Below are 18,195 nucleotides of genomic sequence, written 5' to 3' on the forward strand. Positions count from 1 at the left end.
CCGATAGGCGCGCATTCCCCCGAGTCGCCGCGTTCGCCGGACGATCCGGGACGGCGCGGCGGGCTCAGTCTGGGAACAACGTTAATCCGTGGTGGTGACGCTCGCGTGACATGGAAGCCGCGCACCGGTGTCGCCTCGCCACGGCACGAACGCCAGGCTTGCATCGTGCGGACGTCCCCTCAGTTCTGCAGCGGGCGGCCGATGGCGTTGCAGACGCTCACGTTGCCGACCGACAACGGGCCGCCGCCGGCCAGGAAGGTGCTGGCGATGGTGCTGCGCCAGGCCGCCGGCAGTGCGATGTAGGGGCTGGGCAGGCTCGCGAGACCGTAGAAGCCGTTGAGGAAGTTGCGCAGCCTGGTCTGCACCACGGCATCGCGATAGCACTGGTTGATCAGCACGCCGCTGAGCGCGACGATCGGGTAGGTCGTGCCCGGAGCAGGCGTCGCGTAAGGCGGCAGCCAGCTCATCGGGTTGTTCGCCGCGCCCGCCGGCAGGGGTTGCGTGGCCAGGGCCGCCTGGATCGCCGAAGTCACCGGCAGCGTGCCGTTGATCTGGGCCACGACCGCGGGGCTGGTGCCCGTGAAGCTCGCATTCGGCGCCAGATAGCCGATGCGGCCGTCGGCCGTCATCGCGGCGGCCATCGCGCTGTCGCCGGATACGGCGACCCATTGCGAAGGGATCGTGCCGCCGGGCAATGCGCCGCCGACCATCGTGGCGAAGTTGTTCGACACCGTGAAGCCCCCGGCCGGACAGGCGTTTACCAAGTAGCGACTCAGCGCCTCGGTGAGGCCATTGGTATCGGTGCGGTACACCAGCTTGACGGGGGTCGGGTCGCTGGTCGAGAGCAACTGGCCCCAGGTCTGGCCGCCGGGCTTGCTGGCGAAGAGCGCACACATCTTCGCGGTGCCGAGATTGAGGCTGGCCAGGCCCGTGCGCTTGAAAGGCAGGAGCACCGGCAGGGCCAGTGCAGGGAGCTGGGCCAGCGGGCCCCAGTCCAGGCCATGCAGCATGTTGTAGTTCGACAGCTCGACCGCGTTCAGCGGTGCCTCGCCCGCGGCGAAATGCACCGACTGGATCGAGGACCAGGCGGGCCGCGCCGCCAGGGACTCGTTGTTGAGCGAGCTCGCGTTGTTGTCGAGGAAGGCCTGCTTGGCGCCGTTGCTGCCGATGCCCGTATAGCTGAAGCTGGTGAGACCCACGCCGCTGGGCATCAGCGTCTCGTACAGGGGCTGGGGAACGGGCGAGCCACCGCCCACGACGATCTGGGCGTGGACGCTCGCGGCGGTCCACAGGGCCGTGGCCGCGAGCAGGGACGCGGCGGTCTTCAGGCAGTTTGCAAGCATGAGGGAACTCCGGCGAGGGGTGTGGGAGACGCGCCTTCGCGTCGGCGCGCACGACGGGGGACAGGTGACGAAACGGAACACGCGCGAAGGCCCCGAAGGCTCCGGCCGCCGATCGCAGCCTTCGCGCCCCGGGGCCGGGATCGCTGGCCTGCCCCGAAGGTCATGCCAGCGGTCGGACCGCGATACGGTCCTTGTCGATCAGTTCGCCAGCGGGCGGCCGATGCCGTTGCAGACGCTGACGTTGCCGATGCCCAGCGGATGGTTCACGTTCAGGAACACGTCCGAGATCGCCTTCTTCCAGTTCTTCGTGTCCGTGCCGGTGGCCGGCAGGTTCACGAAGTTGTGCGAGGTGATCGTGGCGTTGTAGGTGGTGCCGAACAGGCCGACCAGGAAGTTGCGAACCTTGGTCTGGACGTTGGCGTCCTTGTAGCACTGGTTCACGAGCAGGTTGGTCGTGCCGAAGATCGGATAGCCGCTGGCCGGCTTGGCATAGGCCGGGACCCAGTTCAGCGGATCGCGCGCGGCGATCAGTTCGGCCGGCGTCACGCCAGCGGTCGGCAGTGCCTTCGTGGCGAGCACGGTCTGGATCGCGGTGGCATCGGCCAGGTTGCCGTTGATCTTCGCGACCACCGAGTTGTCGCTGCCGGTGTAGGCGGCTTCGGGGCTCAGGTAGCCGATGCGGCTGTCGGTGCCGAAGGCGCCCGAAACACCGCTGCTGCCAGTCACGGGAACCCAGTGGGTGGGAATCGTGCCGCCGGTCAGGGCGCCGGCCACCACGGTGGTGAAGGCGTTGGAGACGACGAAGCCCGAACCCGGGCAGGCGGCGACCAGGTAGCGGCTCAGCAGTTCGGTCGTGCCGCTGGTGTCGGTGCGGTAGACGACCTTCACGGTGGTGGCGTCGGTCGTGCCGCGCAGCTGGCCCCAGGTCTGGCCGCCGGTCTTGTTGCTGAACACGGCGCACATCTGTGCGTCGGTCAGGTTCAGGTCGGCGATGCCGGCGCGCTTGTAGGGAACCAGCACGGCGGTGCCGACGGCGGGCACCTGGATCTGGCGGCCCCAGGCTTGCAGGCGGGTCTGCGTGCCACCGGCCGGGAACACGTCGTTGTTGTAGGCGTCACGCTCGGTGCTGGTCACCAGCGAATCGCTGCCGGCGAAATGCACCGACTGGGTCGCGCCCCAGGCGGGCGTGGTGGCCAGCGATTCGTTCTTGAAGCTGGTGGCGTTGTTCGTGTAGAACGCCGTCTTGCCAGCGCCCGAGCCCGTGCCGGTGTAGCTGAAGTTCGTCTGGCCCACGCCGCTCGGCAGGATTGCGTCGTACAGCACCTCGGGCAGGGTCGCACCGCCACCGACGGCGATCTGGGCAGAAGCTGCACCGGCGGCCACGAGGCCCGCCACCATCACGGCCGCCATCGCGACCGGCTTGAACATTGCACGCATTGGGAAACTCCTTTGCATTGACCAATAAAGATTTGAGCTGCCAAAGACAGGTGGTTCGCGGGGCCCCATGGGGCCATCGAATCCGCCTGCCTCCTCGCTACCTGTGCCGCCTTCCTGGCGACCCATGAATCTTCTTTTCGGGGGGTGACAGCAGGCCGAAAAAAGCTCGGGAAGACGCGGTGGAAAACTCCCGAGTTCGCGCTGCATCCGGCAACACGCGAGATCGCGCGAAGACGATCGCGCGAGGACTTTCGTCCTCAGCGCACCATCTGGTTCATCTCCATGATCGGCATCAGCACGGCCAGCACGATGGCCATCACGACGCCGCCCATGCCAAGGATCATCAGGGGTTCGAGCAGCGTGGTGAGTCGCATCGCGCGGCGCTCGAGGTCGCGCGAGAGGTTCTGCGCGGCACGCTCGAACATCGCCGCGAGCGCTCCCGTCTTCTCGCCGCTGGCGACCAGGTGGACGAGGTTCGAGGGAAATATTCTTTGCGCCTTCAGCGCGGCGGCGAGCGGCGTGCCCTCCTTCACGCGGCCGGTGGCCTCGAGCACGCAGCGCTTGATCCATTCGTTGCCGAGCGTCTGCCGCGCGGCCTCGAGCGCGCGCAGCAGCGGCACGCCGGCATCCATCAGGATCGACAGCGTGGAGGCGAAGCGCGCGGTGTCGACGCCGAGCGCGAAGCGGCCCGCGACCGGCATGCGCAATATCGCGGCATGCCAGCGCATGCGCCTTGTCGCGTCGCGCAGCGCGGCACGCGCGGCGATCCAGCCGGCCGCGAGCACGCCCGCGCTCAGCCAGCCCCATTCGCGCACGAAGGCGCTGGCCGCCAGCATCGCGCGCGTGATCGCGGGAAGCTCCTGCTTCGCCTGCGCGAAGGCACCCACCACCTGCGGCACCACGTAGCCGAGCAGGAAGACGACGATGCACAGCGAGACGAAGCCGACCACGGCCGGGTAGATGAAGGCGGTCAGGACCTTGCCGCGCAGGTTGTCGCGGTTCTCGAGGTAGTCGGCCAGCCGTTCCATCACGCGCGCGAGGTCGCCCGAGTCCTCGCCCGCGCTCACCAGCGCGCGATAGATCGCCGGGAAGTCGCGCGGCCGCTCGCCGAGCGCGTCGGCCAGCCGCATGCCGGCGCGCACGCCGTCGCACACCGCGCTCAGCGCCTCGGCCACATGCCGACGCTCGGCTTGCTCGATGGTGGCGACCAGCGCCGCCTCGAGCGGCAACCGCGCGCCCAGCAGGCTCGCGAGCTCGCGCGTGGACCAGCACAGGTCGGCGGCACCGAGCGCCGGGTTCAGGAAGGAGAAGGAGCCGCCGGCCGCGGCCTCGCGCACCTGCAGCGGCGTCAGGCCGCGCTCGCGCAACTGGGCGCGCACCGCGCGAGCGGACTCGCCCTCGGCGCTGCCGCGCTGGATCTCGCCCGCGCCGTTCGCGGCCTCGAACTCGAAGCGTGCCATGGCGAAGCTCAGGCGTCGCGCGTCACGCGCACGATTTCCTCGGCCGTGGTCACGCCCTCGCGGACCCAGCGCTGGCCATCCTCGCGCATCGAACGCATGCCGCGCTCGGCGGCGGCGGCGCGCATGGCCTGCTCATCGCCGCCCTGGTGGATCAGGCGCCGGATCTCGTCGTCGATCACGAACAGCTCGTGGATGCCGGTACGGCCCTTGAAGCCCGAGTGGCCGCAGGCGGGGCAGCCCGCCGGCCGGTAGACGGTGCGCCCATCTGTTTGCGGATGCGCCGTCTTGCACTCGGGGCAAAGACGGCGCACGAGGCGTTGCGCGAGCACGCCCAGCAGCGAGGACGACAGCAGGAAGGGCTCGATGCCCATGTCGCTCATGCGAGTGACCGCCGACACGGCGTCGTTGGTGTGCAGCGAGGCCAGCACGCCGTGCCCGGTCAGCGAGGACTGCACCGCGATCTGCGCGGTCTCGAGGTCGCGGATCTCGCCGATCATGATGTTGTCGGGATCCTGCCGCAGCGCGGCGCGCAAGGCGGCGCCGAAGGTCATGCCGATCTTCGCGTGGACGGGAATCTGGCCGATGCCCGGCAGGTCGTACTCGACCGGATCCTCGACGGTGAGGATGTTGCTCGTCGACAGGTCGAGCTGGCCGAGCGCCGCGTAGAGCGTGGTGGTCTTGCCGCTGCCGGTGGGCCCCGTGACCAGCACGATGCCGTGCGGCTGCCGCACCAGCCGCGTGAGTTCGGCCAGGGTGTTGCTCGCCATGCCCAGGCGTTCGAGCTGCAGGCGGCCCGCGTCCTTCTCGAGCAGGCGCAGCACGGCGCGCTCGCCATGCGCGGTGGGCACGGTCGACACGCGCACGTCGATCGGGCGCCCGCCCACGCGCAGGGTGATGCGGCCGTCCTGCGGCAGTCGCTTCTCGGCGATGTCGAGCTGCGCCATGATCTTGATGCGCGAGATCAGCGCCGCATGCAGCGCCTTGCGCGGCGCCACCACGTCGCGCAGCGTGCCGTCGACGCGGTAGCGCACCACCGAATGGGTCTCGAAGGACTCGAGGTGGATGTCGCTTGCGCCATCGCGCGCGGCCTGCGCCAGCAGCGCGTTGATCATCCGGATCACCGGCGCATCGTCCTGGGCGTCGAGCAGGTCGGTGACAGCCGGAATGTCCTGCATCAGGCGGTCGAGGTCGACCTGCTGCTCGACCGCCCCCACCACCGAGGCGGCATCGTCGCCTTCGGCGTAGCCGCGCTCGAGCAGCCGGTCCATCTCGCCGTCGCCGACCTGGTGCAGCGGCAGCGCACCGAAGCGCCGCCGCACCTCCGCCACGGCCCAGCCCGGCGTGCGACGGCAGACGACGATGCACGCGCCCTCGGCCGCCGCCTCGTCGGCCGGCTGCAGGACGATGCGCTGGCTGCGCGCCCAGGCGTGGGGAAGCGCGGGGCTCATGGGGAGATCACCAGTTCCGGGCGGAAGCCCAGTTCGCGCAGCAGCGCGACGGCGTTGTCCACGGCCTGCGGATCGCGCGCGACCTCGGTACGCACCAGGTTGCCCTCGCCGCCGGGCCCGCCGACCACATAGGCGGCGATGCCGCTGATGCGCACGCGCTGGACGATGCGCTGCGCGTCCTGGTCGGCGCGCACATCGGCGATCTGGATCACCGTGACCTTGTCGTTGCTTCCCCCGTAGAGCGCCGAAGGATCGGAGGCGACGGTCAGGCCCAGCGGAAGCCGGGTGCGCACCGTGTCCTCGGCGGCCTGCGGTGGCGGCGCGGGCCGCTGGCGCACGGTGCTGTCGGTGAGAGTGGCGGGCGGTGGCTGCTCGCGCGTGCGCTCCCAGCCTTCGGGCCGCAGGTCGAGCGAGCGCGTGCGCGCGGCCACCGGCAGGTCCGAAGGCGGCAACGCTGGCGCGCCCATGCCGGGCAGCAGGCCGCGCGCGGGCGGCCGCACCAGGCCCTGCTGCATGCGCATGAAGTCGTAGCGGTCCTGCGTGAGGCCGCGACCCGCGTTCGCGTCGCGGATCACGTAGGGCCGCAGGAACACCATCAGGTTGGTCTTGGCGCGCTGGCGCTTGTCGTAGCGGAACAGGTTGCCGAGCACCGGCACGTCGCCGAGTACCGGCACGCCCTCGCTGCCGTGGGTCACGCTGTCTTCCATCAGTCCGCCGAGCACCATGATCTGGCCGTCGTCCACCAGCACGCTGGTGTCGAGCGCGCGCTTGTTGGTGACGATGCCCGAGAGGCCCGAGTTCTGCTCGTCGATGCTCGAGACCTCCTGGTAGATGTCGAGCTTGACGGTCCCCCCCTCGGAGATCTGCGGGCGGATGTTGAGCTTCAGGCCGATGTCCTCGCGCTGGATGGTCTGGAACGGGTTGTTGTTGGTGGTGCCGTTGGTGATGTACTGGCCGCTCACGAAAGGCACGGTCTTGCCCACCATGATCGACGCGGGCTCGTTGTCGAGCGTGAGGATGTTCGGGGTCGACAGGATGTTGGCGCCGTTCTTCGCCTGCAGCGCGCGCGCGAGCATCTTGAGGTTGAGGATCTCGCCCACGCCCGGCAGGTTGACGGTGCCGTCGACGATGCCGATGTTGAGTCCGCGCGGCAAGGCCTCGATGGAATTGCGCGCGGCCGCGTTGAGCGTGGCCGCGCCGTAGTTCGCGCCGCCGATCACCTGGCCGTTGCGGCCGGTGGCCATCCACTGGATGCCGAGCTCGGCCGCATCGGTCTCGGTCACCTCGACGATCAGGCTTTCGACCAGCACCTGCGCGCGCCGCTGGTCGAGCGTGTCGATCACGCGCCGCAGGCTGCGGTACATGGGTTCGGGTGCGGCGATCAGCAGGGTGTTGGTGGTGGCATCGGCCTGCACCGTCACGCCGCCCGCGGAGAATGCCGTGGCCCCGCCGCCGCCGCCCGCCGAGCCGCCGCGGCCGCCGGTGCCGCCCGCGGTGCCGGACACGCCGCCACCGAAGCGGCTGCCGTTGCTGCCGCCCGAGGTGTTGCCGCCGCTGCTGCCCACGGTGCCGCCCGTGCCGTTCGCGCCGCTCGTTCCCGCCGTGCCGCCACCGTTCGCGGCCCCGGCGCCCGCGAGCATGCCGCCCGCGCCGAGCGCCGCGCGTACCGAGCCGCTGCCGCTGGTGGCGGTGTCCGGCGATTCGCCGGTCAGAAGTCCGCGCAGGACGCCCGCGAGATTCACCGCCTGTGCATTGCGCAGATAGACCACGTGCAGGTTGCCCGGATCGCTCTGCGCGTTCTCGAGCTTGGCGATCAGCTCGCGCGCGAGCGCCGTGCGTCCCGGGCTGCTGGAGCGGATCACGATGCTGTTGGAGCGCGGATCGGCCAGCACCACGATGTCGCGGCGGCCCTTCTCGCCACCGCTGCCTTCGAGCAGTTCCGACGCCAGCGCGGCCACATCCGTGGCCACGCCGTTGCGCAGCTTGACGATGTCGGCGTCGAGCGAGGTCGGCGTGTCGATGCTCTCGATGATGCGCGCCAGGCGCTCGAGGTTGTCGACGTAGTCGGTCACCACCAGCGTGTTGTTGGCCGGATAGGCGGCGATGCTGTTTTCGGCCGCGATCAGCGGCTTGAGCACCGGCAGCATCGCCTCGGCGTTCTCGTAGCTGAGCCGGAAGGTGCGCGTGGCCAGCCCGCCGCCGGGGCTGCGGGTGTTGACGGTGCCGCCCTGCAGCTTCGCGTCGGCCACCGGCACGACGCGGCTCACCTCGCCCACGTCGACGATCGCGAAGCCGCGCATGCGCAGGGCCGAGGACAGCATCGCGTAGGCCGTGGGCGCGGGCACCTCGCCTTCGGACACCAGGGTGATCTGGCCCTTCACGCGCGGGTCGAACAGGAAGCTGCGTCCGAGGAAGCGGGCCAGCGCCGAGACCACCGAGGCGATGTCGGCATCGACGAAGTTGAGCACCACGCGCTCGTCGCGGCCGCCGCGCGCGGGCTGCGGCGCGGCGGCGGCCGCCACGCCCTGGGTGTCCGTGGCCGGCGCCGCGCCGCTGCCCGCGGCGGCCAATGCCAGGCCGCACGCCGTTGCCCATCGGCGCCATGCCGGGCCCATTCGATCTCGCATCACTGACCGTCCTTGATGAGTTGGGTGGACTGCAGGTCCACCCGGCCGCGCACGCTGCCTTGCGCCCCGCCATCGCCGCCGTTCCCGGAAGCGACAGGTGCGACACGCTCGAGCATCGCGGCGCCGACCTCGAGGTCGCCGCGCGCGGCGACTTCCGCGAGCCAGGAAAGCACCCATCCCGGCGGAACGGGTGCGTCGAATTCGATCCGCCAGGCCTTGGCCGGGGCCGGCTTGCCGGCGGCGCCGGGCGCATCGGCCACGACGGCGTCGATGCGATAGAGGCCGCGCAGGCCGGCACGGTCGAGCCCGACGGCGAGCGGTTCGCGCAGGCCGTCGGCGTCCGCCGTGCCGCCGCGCCGCGGTGCGTCGAGCGGACGTGCCGTTGGCACGTCGGCCAGCAGCCGCTCGAGCTCGGCGGACTGGGCCTGCAACAGCGGCAGCTCGCGTTGCCAGCGCGCGCGCCGCTCGAGCGCAGGCTGGGCCGCGAGCAGCCACAGCAGGGCCAGCACCATCACCAGCGCCGCGATTCCCACCGCCAGGCGGTCACGCGCGGGCAAGGCGCACCAGCGCGCGGTACCCGCGCGCAGCCGCTGTCCCGCCGCATGCCATCGGCCGGCCAGCGCGTGCAGGCGCCGCGGGACGGCGTTCATGGGCCGCGTCATGGGCCGCCCTGTGCTGCCGGCGCCGCGACACCGAGGCGCAGTTCGGCCGCATCGCCCTCGAGCACCCATCCTCGTTCGCGGCCCCGGGCCTGCAACGCACGCCATGCCTCGCCCACCGGCGCGCCGCCCTCGCGCCAGCGCAGGCGCAGCGTTCCCGCGGCGTAGTCGAGCCGCTGCACCTGTCCCGTGGGCACCTCGGCCAGCAGGCTCGCGGCGGCCTGCGAAAGGCCCGCGTAGTCGCTCCCGGTGACGGGTACGTCGCCGGCGGCGCGCGCATCCTTGTGCTGGCGCGCCTGCTTCAGCGGATCGACCACGACCGGGATGTCGGGGAAGGCGGCCTGCACGCGCGCCGCCATCTGCCGCTTCAGGCCCTGCCCCTGTGCCGCCAGGCGGTCGGCCTGCACGTTGAGAACGGTCAGCCACACCACGAGCGCGAGCGCCCCCCAGCCCAGCGCGGGCAGCGCGAGCGAGGCGGCCATGCCGTCGCTCGCGGCCTCGCCCGCGGGCAGCGCCCAGCCCCAGCCCTCGCCCGACCAGTGCGCGGCGTCCGCCGGTTCGTCGTCCAGCCATCGGATCGCGTCCGGCGCCGCGTCGCCCGCCTGCGCGGCGAGCGCCAGCGCGCGGTCCTCGCCCTCGGGCAGCCAGTGCACGAAGCCCTGGGCCGCGCCCATGCGCACGATCAGCCAGCGCTCGATGGGCCAGGCCGTCCCGCCTTCGGCGGCCATGGGCAGGAAGGCGGTCGGCAGGTGCAGCTCGCGCACCGGCAGGCCGTGGCGATGCAGCAGCACGCGCCAGCCCTCGATGGTGTCGCGCGCCACCCAGGCGGTCGGCACCTGGCCGCGCGCATCGCGCGGGCCGAAGGCCACCACGAGCTGTTCCACCGGTTGCAGCGCGCAGGGTTCCACGGCACCCAGCACGGCCTCGCGCAGTCGGCGGCCGGTGAGCGGCGGCAGGACGAAGGCCCGCATCGGCGTGTCGGCCGGGTGCAGCGCCGCTTCCACGCGCCGGGCCGCGAAGCGCTCGGCGATGGTCGCCAGCGCCAACTCGCCCTCGTCGTGCCAGGTGCCGTCTTCCGCGCGCCAGCCGCAGTGCGCCAGCACCGGGCCACCGCCCTCGCCCGCCCATCCGGGCAGCCGCAGCCGCAGGCGCTGCACGGGGCGGGCTTTCATACGCCCTCCCGCAACCACATCACGCGCGGCAGCGAAGCCTTGTCGTCGAGTAGCAGCACCGTCTGCAAGAACTTCGTGCGCGGCGTCTCGAGCATGCTGGCCACGCGAAACCAGTTGCTGGTGACGCCGATGCGCAGGGCCAGGGTGTCGAATTCCGGCATCTGGAGTCGGTTGGAGAAATCGCCCGTGTTGATGAACCACTGGCCACGGTCGCGCGCGGCCAGCAGTTCGCGCGCGCGTTCGAGCGAGAGGCCCGGCACGCCCGCGGCCACCAGTTCGGCGCTCGCGGTGTTGGCGTTGATCCAGGTGCGAAACGGCAGCACCGTGACGAAGGGAGCCAGCCTGGCGACCGCCGTGGCGTCGACGCCGGCGGTGGCGAGCAGGTCCTCCACCGCGCGCGGGCGCGGCGCCCTGGGCTGGCGCGGCAGGTCGAGCGGCAGGCCCAGCGACGCGGCGGCCACGGCCGCCGGATCGACCGCGCCTTCCTGCGCCGCGAAGCTCCCCGAGGTGGCGGACTCGTCGTCACCGAAGCTCAGCGCGATCCGCCGCGCGATCGCCTGCGATGCGGTCGCCGGCACGCCGAGCGAGGCGCACAGGCGCTGGAAGATCCCGAGCTCGATCGGGTCGATGCGCCCGCGCTCGACCAGGTTGCGCAGGTTGTACTTGCCCTGTTCGTCGCTGATCTCGCTCACCAGGCGGGCGCCGCCCTCCACGGCCAGCAGGCCGCCGGCCGGCCGCACCGAGGGCCGGCTCCAGGCGCCGTCGAGCCGGGTGGTGGGATCGCGCGTGGCCTCGGCACGCAGAAGTTGTTGTGCCGCGCCGAGTTCGCCGCGCAGCAGCCAGCGCGCCTGCACTCGCGACTGCTCGCCCTGGGTTTCGCGGATCGCGGCGCTCTGGCGGTTCATCATCACGGCGGCGAGCGCGGCGATCAGCGCCACGATGAAAAGCGCGCTCACGACCGCCATGCCGCGCTGCCGCGCGCGGTCCGCCCTTGCCGCGATGACGATCGAGCCGCGCACGTGTGGGCCCGCGATCACCAGGAACCGATGTCCGCGTTGGCCTTCTCGCCGCCGGGCTCGCCATCCGCGCCGAGCGAGAACACGTCGATCTCGCCGCGGGTGCCGGGGTTGAGGTACTGGTAGGCATTGCCCCAGGGGTCGGCGGGCAGCCGTTCCAGGTAGGGGCGCCAGTTGGCCGGCGGTTTGCCCGCCGAGGGCTTCTCGACCAGGGCGCGCAACCCCTGCGCGGCGCTCGGGTAGGCGCCGTTGTCGAGGCGGTAGAGCTTCAGCCCCTGCATGATGGCCGCCACGTCCTGGCGCGCCGCGGTGGCGCGTGCCTGGTCGGGACGGTCCATCAGGCTGGGCACGATCAGCGCCGCCAGCACGCCGATGATGACGAGCACCACCATCAGTTCGATGAGGGTGAAGGCCGCCTCAAGACGGGTCTGCCGATCCGTGCGGCGACGGCTTGAAACTGCGGTCATCTTTCGCTCCCGAACATTGGACTTCAGCGGTCCGGTCCATGCTCGCAGCGGTAGATGTCAGTCCGATTGAAAATCCTCGGGAGCTTGGCGCGCGCGCCCTCGCGGGCTCGTCGTCACGCCAGCTTCACACGAGCGGGCCACAGTGCGGCTCGCGCGGCCCTCACAACCCGCTCTCCCGCGCCAGCACCCGCAGCACCTGCCGCGCCACCTTCGCGAAGAAGCTCTCGCCCTGCGCGTCGAGCGTGACCACGCCGCGCACGATCTGGTGCAGGTAGATCGCGTCGCGCTGCGGCTCCAGCGGCCGCATCAACAACGGGTACTGGCTCTGGTTGGGCACCGCCTTGCCCTTGTCGGTGACGTTGACCGCGATCGGGCCGCCGTGCACCGACTGCAGGTAGGCCGAATCGATCTCCTCGGCCGCGACCGACGACAGGCCCACCAGCCGCACCTCGAAGCTGGCCTGGCGCGGATCGTCGGGCACGAAGCGGCCGACGGCGCCGTCGCGCAGGCGCCAGGCATGCTGGCCCTCGACATAGCCGCGCAGGTCCTGCGCGCCGCCTTCGTCGACGATGCGCGCCAGCAGCTGCTTGCCGGTGATCCAGCGCTGCGGATGCAGCTCGGCGTCGTAGTCGGCCACGGTGCCGGCGAACGGGGCCTTCACCTGCAGCAGCGCGCGGCGCTTGGCCAGGCCGCTGAGGTTCTCCTGCTCGGCCACCACGCCGCGCAGCAGCTCCTGGGTCTGGGCGCGGTCGATCTTGTCGGCCACCGAGCGCGCGAGCCGCGCCTGCAGCAGCGCGAGCCGGATGCGCGCCTCGCGCTGCTCCTGTTCGAGCATCGGCGAGGCGAGCGTGAACAGCACCTGGCCCTCGCGCACGCGTTCGCCGGGGCGCACCTTGAGCTCGGCGACCTGCGCCGCCTCGGGCGCGAACACCGGCTCCTCGCGCGTGGCACCGAGCACGGCCGGCACCTTGACGTTGACGTCCAGCGGCACGAAGGCCGCCAGCAGCAGCGCGCCGAGGATCGCCAGGCTCGCGATGCCGCGCCGTCCGGGCACGATGCGCTCGCGCATGCGCCACCAGTGGCCGACCTCGCGCGCCACCGGCATCACGATGAACCAGCCGATCTCGACCGCGAACAGGAAGATGCCCACGGCCTTGAAGAAGAAGTGGTAGACCACGAGCGCGATGCCGAGGAACAGGAAGAAGCGGTAGAACCAGGTCGCCCAGGCGAAGAAGGCGAACATGCGCGCGGTGCGCGGCGCCACCGGCTCGGGCATGGGCGCCCCGAGGCCGAACAGCCATTCGCGCAGCTGCCACTGGCCGAAGGCCTGCGAGCGGCTGCTGAGGTTGGGAACGCCGATCATGTCCGACAGGAAGTAGTAGCCGTCGAAGCGCATGAACGGGCTCAGGTTGATCGCCAGCGTGCTGATCCAGCTCGTGGTGGCGATCACGAAGGCGGCGCTGCGCACCGGCCCGTCGGGCAGGAAGGCCCAGAGGAAGGTCGCGATGCTCGCCAGGCACAGCTCGGTGAGCACGCCGTCGCCGTCGACCAGCAGCCGCTGCTTGCGCGAGCGCAGCTTCCAGGTGTCGGTGGTGTCGGTGTAGAGCACCGGCACCATCACCAGGAACGAGACGCCCATGGTCGGCACGCGGCAGCCGTAGCGCGTGGCGGCATAGGCATGGCCGAGCTCGTGCATGGTCTTGGTGAAGGCCAGGCTCAGGCCGTAGATCGCGATGCCCTGCAGCGAGAAGAAGTACGGGAAGGTGTGCAGGAACTCGTCCCACTGGCGCGAGACGAAATACAGGCCCACCAGCCCGAGCGCGACGATCAGCAGCCCGAAGCCGCGCGTGAACAGCGGCGCCACCCAGTGCACGGTGCGGCGCAGGAAGCGGTCGGGCTTGACCAGCGGCACGCGGATGAACAGGTAATGGTGCAGCAGCCATTTCCACCAGGCCTGGTCGTGCGCCCTGGCCTGCGCGCTCAGGCTCTTGACCGCGTCGCCCAGCGGCGCGCGCGTAAGGTTGTTGCTCGCGAGGAACTGCAGCAGCGCCTTGACGGCGCCGGGCTCGGGCTCGGCGCCCTGCTGCTGCGCGAACAGCCGCCGCATCTCGCCGACCGTGCGCCCGCGCCAGGCCGAAAGCAGCGCGAGCTCGACCTGGCCGATCTGGAAGTAGGCATGCCGCACCGGGTCGAAGATGCTCCAGCTCGGCGCGCCGTCGAGCAGCGGCGAGCTGCGGTCGAAGCGCAGCTCCTCGCGCAGCTCGGGCAGCAGCGCGTCGTCGGGCAGTTCGCCCTGGGCGATGGCCGGCTTGGGGGCCATGGGCGTCGGCCTCCTACCAGCCCAGGGTCTGGCGCGCCACGGTGATCGGGCGGCGCAGCACGTAGAACAGCAGCGGCACCTTGCCGCCGTAGACCTGCGCGGTGCCGCGCGTGCCGATGCGCAGCTGGTGCAGGGCCTGGGCATCGTCGGCGCGCGCCGCGAGGCGGAAGGCCAGCGTGCTGCCGTCGGTCTTCTCGGCCTGGTAGCCGGCACGCAGCAGGTGGGCCTCGATCGGGCGCAGCGGATCGCTGTCGAGATAGATCTTCACGCGCGCGCCGTCCTCGATCAGCATGCTGTCCTGCACCGGCAGGAAGATGCTGAACTCGATGCGCTCGGCGTTGGCGATCTTCATGATCTGCTGGCCCGTCTCCACCGGCCGGCCCTGCCAGTCGCGGCGGTCGCTGTAGACCGCGATGCCGTCGACCGGCGCGCTGAGCACCGACTTGGCCATCAGGTCGCGCGCATAGTCGTACTGCGCGGTGGCGAGGTCGAGCTCGGCCTTGTTGATCGCCACCTCGCGATTGGCGTCGGCGCTGTCGATCGCGGCCTGCGAGGTGCTCGCGAAGCGCGCGGTCGCCACCTGCATCTTGCGCTGCGCGAGCTCGAGCTCGTTGCGCAGCTTGGTGTCCTCGAAGCGCAGGATCGGCTGGTTGGCTTTCACGGGCGTGTTCGGCGGCACCAGGATCTCGGCCACCACGCCCGTGAGCGGCGCGGCGATCACGGCCGGGTCGGCCGCGGCCACCTCCATCGGTGCCAGCGCGCTCATCGACACCGGGAAGATGCAGGCCAGCAGCACCGCCGCGGCGATCAGCCAGCGCGTGCGGCGCTCGAAGCGCCAGCGCTCCCAGAAGCGGGTCGGCCCGGCCAGCGCGCCCCAGGCGTGCGAGTAGGTCTCGGCCAGCCGGCGCGCCACCTTCTGCTGCGGCTCGCTCCAGGGCTCGAGCGCGAACAGCAGCACGCCGCCGAGCGCGTCGCCGTCCTTCATGCGCATCGGCAGCCACAGCGCGTGCGCGAACGGATAGGCCGCCGCGTCGCGCTCCTCGGGGTCGACGTAGGCCTCTCGGCCGAAGGCCAGCGGCGCCTCGGTGCGCGAGGCTTCGGCCGGCAGGCTCGCCACCAGCCGCTCGATCCAGCGGATCAGCGGCACGTTGCGGTCCACCGCGGCCAGGCTCGACACGCCGATCGCCTGGAAGGCCGCGTCGGCATGGCGCCGGCGCAGGCAGAAGGCCTGGCGGAACGGCAGGATGCGCTTGGCCTCGTTGAGCAGGTGGAAGACCAGCTCCTTCTCGGTCTGCTGGCGCCGGATCTCGGCCTCGAGCTCGAGCAGCACCAGCGTGCCGTCGCGAAAGCGCGGCGTGGCGTCGACCACGCGCGCGCCGGCTGGCGCCGCCTGCGCCGGCTTCGGCGACGGGCTTGCGGGGCTTCCAGGGCCTCCAGGACCATCCCCCAGGGGTGCTGCGCTCATGGTGCTGTCCGCCTTCTCATGGGGTGGCCTGCGCGCGCTGCCGCGAGGCCGGGTTCTGCGCGAATTCCGCGCTGCCGCTCATGCCCGGCAGCACCGCCTCGCGGCCGCCGGCGAACTGGCCGACCACGCGCACCGTCTGGCTCACGGGGTCGACCGCGGCGCCGAGCCGCGTGACTTTGGCCTCGTAGCTGCGGCCGGTCTCGTCGATCCTGAACCTGAAGGGGCTGCCCGGCGCCAGCCAGCCGAGCCAAGCCGAGGGCGCGATCAGGTGCATCTCGAGCTCACTGTCGTTGAGCACGCGCGTGAGCTCCTTGCCGGCGGCGGCGTTCTCGTGCTGGTGCGAGATGTTCTCCACCACGATGCCCGAGAACGGCGCGACGATGGTGCAGTCGCGCATCTGGGCCTCGAGCGCGGTCGCCTCGGCGCCGGTCTGCTCGGCCTTGGCCTTGGCGATCTGCACGTCGCTCTTGCCGATGGCCTCGTAGCGGTCGAGCTCCTCGCTCTGCTTGAGGATGGTCTGGCTCGCGCGGTTGGCGGCCCAGGCGGCATTCGCCTCGGCGCGGATGCGCGAGCAGTCGAAGGCCACCAGCACCGCGCCTTTCTGGAAGCGCTCGCCCTCCTTGAAGGGCATCTGCGCGATGCGCGCGGCGATCTTGGCCGAGAACAGCACCTCGTCCTTGGGCTTGACCACGCCGCGCACCGCGCTGGCATCGGCGCGCGGTGCGTCGGCCGGCGCGATCGAGGCCAGCGCGCCGGGGGCGGCCGCCGCCGCGACGGCGGCGGCATTGCCGGTGCCCTGGGGTGGCGTGGCGGCCGCGAGCGGCGCGGGCGTGGACGGCGCCGCGGGCGGTGCCATCGCCGCGAGCGCGGTGCCCGGCGCCACGACCGGCTCGGCGGCGGGCGCGGGCTTGGCTGCGGTTGCAGCAGGTGCCGGTGCCGGGGTCGGCGCGGGCGCCGCCGCCACCGGCGGCACTGCCTCGCGCTTCTTCGCGCCGCCGCCGCCCAGGTAGCCCCAGGCGATCGCGACCAGCACGATCGCGAAGGCGGCACCGATCGCCAGCGTTCGCCAACGCGCGCGGTCGGGCGATGGGCTGCGGGACGGCTCGGGGGTGGGATCGTCGAGGTTCATGGAGCGAGGGCCCGGTGGTGGAACGAGAGAAGTCGCGCGTCAGGACGCCGCGCCGCAGGCTGCGGCCGCGGTGGCGCCGGTCATGTCCTGGCGGCTCTGCCACAGCTGCTGCAGCCCGCCCGCGAGCTGCGCCACCGAGTCGCGGCTGCTGACCTCGGGCGTGAAGCTGTCGAGGCCGATCGCGCTGTAGACGTTGGCGAAGGCGTTCTGCATGTCGGCATAGGCCAGGTCGTAGCGCACCTCGGCCAGCAGGCCGTTCATCTCCTCGCGGATCACGCGCTGGCGGCTCTCCTGGTTGGCCTTGAAGGCCGACTGCATCTGCGTGGTGATGCCGCCCTGCACTTCCGAGTAGCGCCCGGCCGTGATCAGCGACTGGCGCGCGAACGCGAACTGCGCGCGGCTCACGTGCACCTGGGTCATGATGGCCATGGTCAGCGCGCGCTCGCGCTCGGTCAGCCACTCGGCCTGGGTCTCGATCAGCCGCTTGTCGGCGGGATAGCGGAACAGGCTCACCAGGTTCCAGCTCGCTCGCACGCCCACGCCCGACCAGTTGTTGTTGTAGAGGAAGTCGTTGGAGTCGTAGTTGGTGCCGATGAAGGCGCGCACGCTCGGCAGGTTGCGCAGCAGCGCGACCGTGCCGTCGCTCTCGTTGATGCGCAGCCGGTAGGCGATTTCGCGCAGCTCCGAGCGGTTCTCCAGCGCCGCGCGCACCATCCCCTCGCCCGAGAGGCAGAACTCGGTCGACAGCGCGCTGCGCTGCGGCACCACCAGCGAGAACTCGGTGCCGGGCGCGAGGTTCATGAGCGCGGCGAGCTGCGCCTTGGCGATCACCAGCTCGCGCTGCAGCGCCTGGATCTGGCGCTGCACGTCGATCAGGTCGCGCTGGTAGGTCAGCGCGGCCAGCGGGCTGGTGGTGCGCCGGCGCGCGATCTCCTCCGAATCGCCGAGCGCGTTGTTGACGTCGCCCGACAGCTGCGTGAGCTTGCGGATCAGCCGCTCGGCGCTGATGGCGCGCCAGTAGGCGGTGCGCACGTCCTCCACCATGCGGTTGGCGACCTTGCGGCGGTTCTCGAGCGAGATCAGCCGCTGGTCTGCCGTCTGCTTGGCGCGCGCATACGAGACGCCGAAGTCCAGCACGTCCCAGCTCAGGCTCAGGTCGGCGGCCGTGGTCTGGCGCTCCGACGAGGTCGAGGGCTCCAGCGATTGCCGCCCGGTCAGCAGCGAGCGGCTGCTCGCGCCGCTGTCGTTGCTGCGCCCGTTGTAGCCGGCATTGGCCACCAGCTGCGGCAGCATGTCGAAGCGCGCCCGGTCGAGCTCGCGCCCGCGCACCGCCTCCTCCATCATCGCGACCTTGTAGTCGAGGTTGTACTTGAGCGCGCGCGCCATCGCCTCGTAGAGGCCGATCGCGCCGCCCACCGGCTCCTGGTCGGCCGTCAGCGACTTGAGGTTGCGGTCCACGCGCAGCGTCAGCTCGGTCTTGGTCAGCGGCGCGGGCGTGACGCTGCAGCCCGCCAGCACGGCGATCGAGGCGGCGGCGAGCGCGGCGGCGCGCAGCCTCGATGTGGCGGCAGGCGCGGCGGCGCGTGGACGGGTCGTGCGGGTCGTGCGTTGGATCGATGGCATGGCGGACGTCTTTCTTCGAGTTCGGTTTC

The 18,195-nt window shown here is 71.5% G+C and carries 13 protein-coding genes; all 13 read right to left on the reverse strand.

What is annotated here, in order from left to right:
* Positions 1 to 179: 179 nt before the first annotated feature.
* The 13 genes from AC1HIL_RS32975 to AC1HIL_RS33035 all read right to left on the reverse strand — a co-directional run bounded on the left by AC1HIL_RS32975 (position 180) and on the right by AC1HIL_RS33035 (position 18,166).
* The gene (locus AC1HIL_RS32975; RefSeq protein WP_479669109.1) at positions 180 to 1,343 is read right to left on the reverse strand and encodes a substrate-binding domain-containing protein; all 1,164 of its coding nucleotides are present in this window, start codon (positions 1,341 to 1,343) and stop codon (positions 180 to 182) included.
* A gap of 198 nt (positions 1,344 to 1,541) precedes the next feature.
* Positions 1,542 to 2,780 (reverse strand): substrate-binding domain-containing protein, encoded by a 1,239-nt coding sequence (locus tag AC1HIL_RS32980; protein WP_479669108.1) that lies wholly within the window; start codon positions 2,778 to 2,780, stop codon positions 1,542 to 1,544.
* Between the two features lie 257 nt (positions 2,781 to 3,037).
* Entirely contained in the window at positions 3,038 to 4,240 is a 1,203-nt protein-coding gene (gene gspF, locus AC1HIL_RS32985; protein ID WP_479669107.1) for a type II secretion system inner membrane protein GspF, read from the reverse strand.
* Positions 4,241 to 4,248: 8 nt separating this feature from the next.
* Positions 4,249 to 5,688, reverse strand: coding sequence for a type II secretion system ATPase GspE (gene gspE, locus AC1HIL_RS32990; protein WP_479669106.1), 1,440 nt, complete (start codon positions 5,686 to 5,688; stop codon positions 4,249 to 4,251).
* Positions 5,685 to 8,315 (reverse strand): type II secretion system secretin GspD, encoded by a 2,631-nt coding sequence (gspD, locus tag AC1HIL_RS32995; protein WP_479669105.1) that lies wholly within the window; start codon positions 8,313 to 8,315, stop codon positions 5,685 to 5,687. Before gspD ends, gspE begins: the two co-directional genes overlap by 4 nt.
* Positions 8,315 to 8,965 (reverse strand): type II secretion system protein GspM, encoded by a 651-nt coding sequence (gspM, locus tag AC1HIL_RS33000; protein ID WP_479669104.1) that lies wholly within the window; start codon positions 8,963 to 8,965, stop codon positions 8,315 to 8,317. The genes gspD and gspM overlap by 1 nt, the downstream gene beginning before the upstream one ends.
* Positions 8,966 to 8,973: 8 nt before the next feature.
* Positions 8,974 to 10,146, reverse strand: coding sequence for a type II secretion system protein GspL (gene gspL / locus AC1HIL_RS33005; RefSeq protein WP_479669103.1), 1,173 nt, complete (start codon positions 10,144 to 10,146; stop codon positions 8,974 to 8,976).
* Positions 10,143 to 11,183, reverse strand: a complete 1,041-nt coding sequence (gene gspK / locus AC1HIL_RS33010) for a type II secretion system minor pseudopilin GspK (RefSeq protein WP_479669102.1) — start codon at positions 11,181 to 11,183, stop codon at positions 10,143 to 10,145. The genes gspL and gspK overlap by 4 nt, the downstream gene beginning before the upstream one ends.
* Positions 11,180 to 11,629: a type II secretion system major pseudopilin GspG gene (gene gspG, locus AC1HIL_RS33015; RefSeq protein ID WP_479669101.1), complete on the reverse strand. Its 450-nt coding sequence runs from the start codon at positions 11,627 to 11,629 to the stop codon at positions 11,180 to 11,182. The genes gspK and gspG overlap by 4 nt, the downstream gene beginning before the upstream one ends.
* A gap of 160 nt (positions 11,630 to 11,789) precedes the next feature.
* Positions 11,790 to 13,949, reverse strand: coding sequence for a peptidase M50 (locus AC1HIL_RS33020; RefSeq protein ID WP_479669100.1), 2,160 nt, complete (start codon positions 13,947 to 13,949; stop codon positions 11,790 to 11,792).
* Between the two features lie 13 nt (positions 13,950 to 13,962).
* The gene (locus tag AC1HIL_RS33025) at positions 13,963 to 15,414 is read right to left on the reverse strand and encodes an efflux RND transporter periplasmic adaptor subunit (RefSeq protein ID WP_479669099.1); all 1,452 of its coding nucleotides are present in this window, start codon (positions 15,412 to 15,414) and stop codon (positions 13,963 to 13,965) included.
* Positions 15,415 to 15,430: 16 nt separating this feature from the next.
* Entirely contained in the window at positions 15,431 to 16,543 is a 1,113-nt protein-coding gene (locus tag AC1HIL_RS33030) for an efflux RND transporter periplasmic adaptor subunit (RefSeq protein ID WP_479669098.1), read from the reverse strand.
* A 39-nt stretch (positions 16,544 to 16,582) separates the two neighbouring features.
* Positions 16,583 to 18,166: a TolC family protein gene (locus tag AC1HIL_RS33035; RefSeq protein ID WP_479669097.1), complete on the reverse strand. Its 1,584-nt coding sequence runs from the start codon at positions 18,164 to 18,166 to the stop codon at positions 16,583 to 16,585.
* Positions 18,167 to 18,195 lie beyond the last annotated feature (29 nt).

The sequence above is a fragment of the Variovorax sp. ISS6 genome (genome assembly GCF_056523145.1).

Coding starts and splice junctions, on each gene's coding strand:
- AC1HIL_RS32975 (WP_479669109.1), bottom strand. CDS start 1,343: ATGCTTGCAAACTGCCTGAAGACCGCCGCGTCCCTGCTCGCGGCCACG.
- AC1HIL_RS32980 (WP_479669108.1), bottom strand. CDS start 2,780: ATGCGTGCAATGTTCAAGCCGGTCGCGATGGCGGCCGTGATGGTGGCG.
- gspF (WP_479669107.1), bottom strand. CDS start 4,240: ATGGCACGCTTCGAGTTCGAGGCCGCGAACGGCGCGGGCGAGATCCAG.
- gspE (WP_479669106.1), bottom strand. CDS start 5,688: ATGAGCCCCGCGCTTCCCCACGCCTGGGCGCGCAGCCAGCGCATCGTC.
- gspD (WP_479669105.1), bottom strand. CDS start 8,315: ATGCGAGATCGAATGGGCCCGGCATGGCGCCGATGGGCAACGGCGTGC.
- gspM (WP_479669104.1), bottom strand. CDS start 8,965: ATGAACGCCGTCCCGCGGCGCCTGCACGCGCTGGCCGGCCGATGGCAT.
- gspL (WP_479669103.1), bottom strand. CDS start 10,146: ATGAAAGCCCGCCCCGTGCAGCGCCTGCGGCTGCGGCTGCCCGGATGG.
- gspG (WP_479669101.1), bottom strand. CDS start 11,629: ATGACCGCAGTTTCAAGCCGTCGCCGCACGGATCGGCAGACCCGTCTT.
- AC1HIL_RS33020 (WP_479669100.1), bottom strand. CDS start 13,949: ATGGCCCCCAAGCCGGCCATCGCCCAGGGCGAACTGCCCGACGACGCG.
- AC1HIL_RS33025 (WP_479669099.1), bottom strand. CDS start 15,414: ATGAGCGCAGCACCCCTGGGGGATGGTCCTGGAGGCCCTGGAAGCCCC.
- AC1HIL_RS33030 (WP_479669098.1), bottom strand. CDS start 16,543: ATGAACCTCGACGATCCCACCCCCGAGCCGTCCCGCAGCCCATCGCCC.
- AC1HIL_RS33035 (WP_479669097.1), bottom strand. CDS start 18,166: ATGCCATCGATCCAACGCACGACCCGCACGACCCGTCCACGCGCCGCC.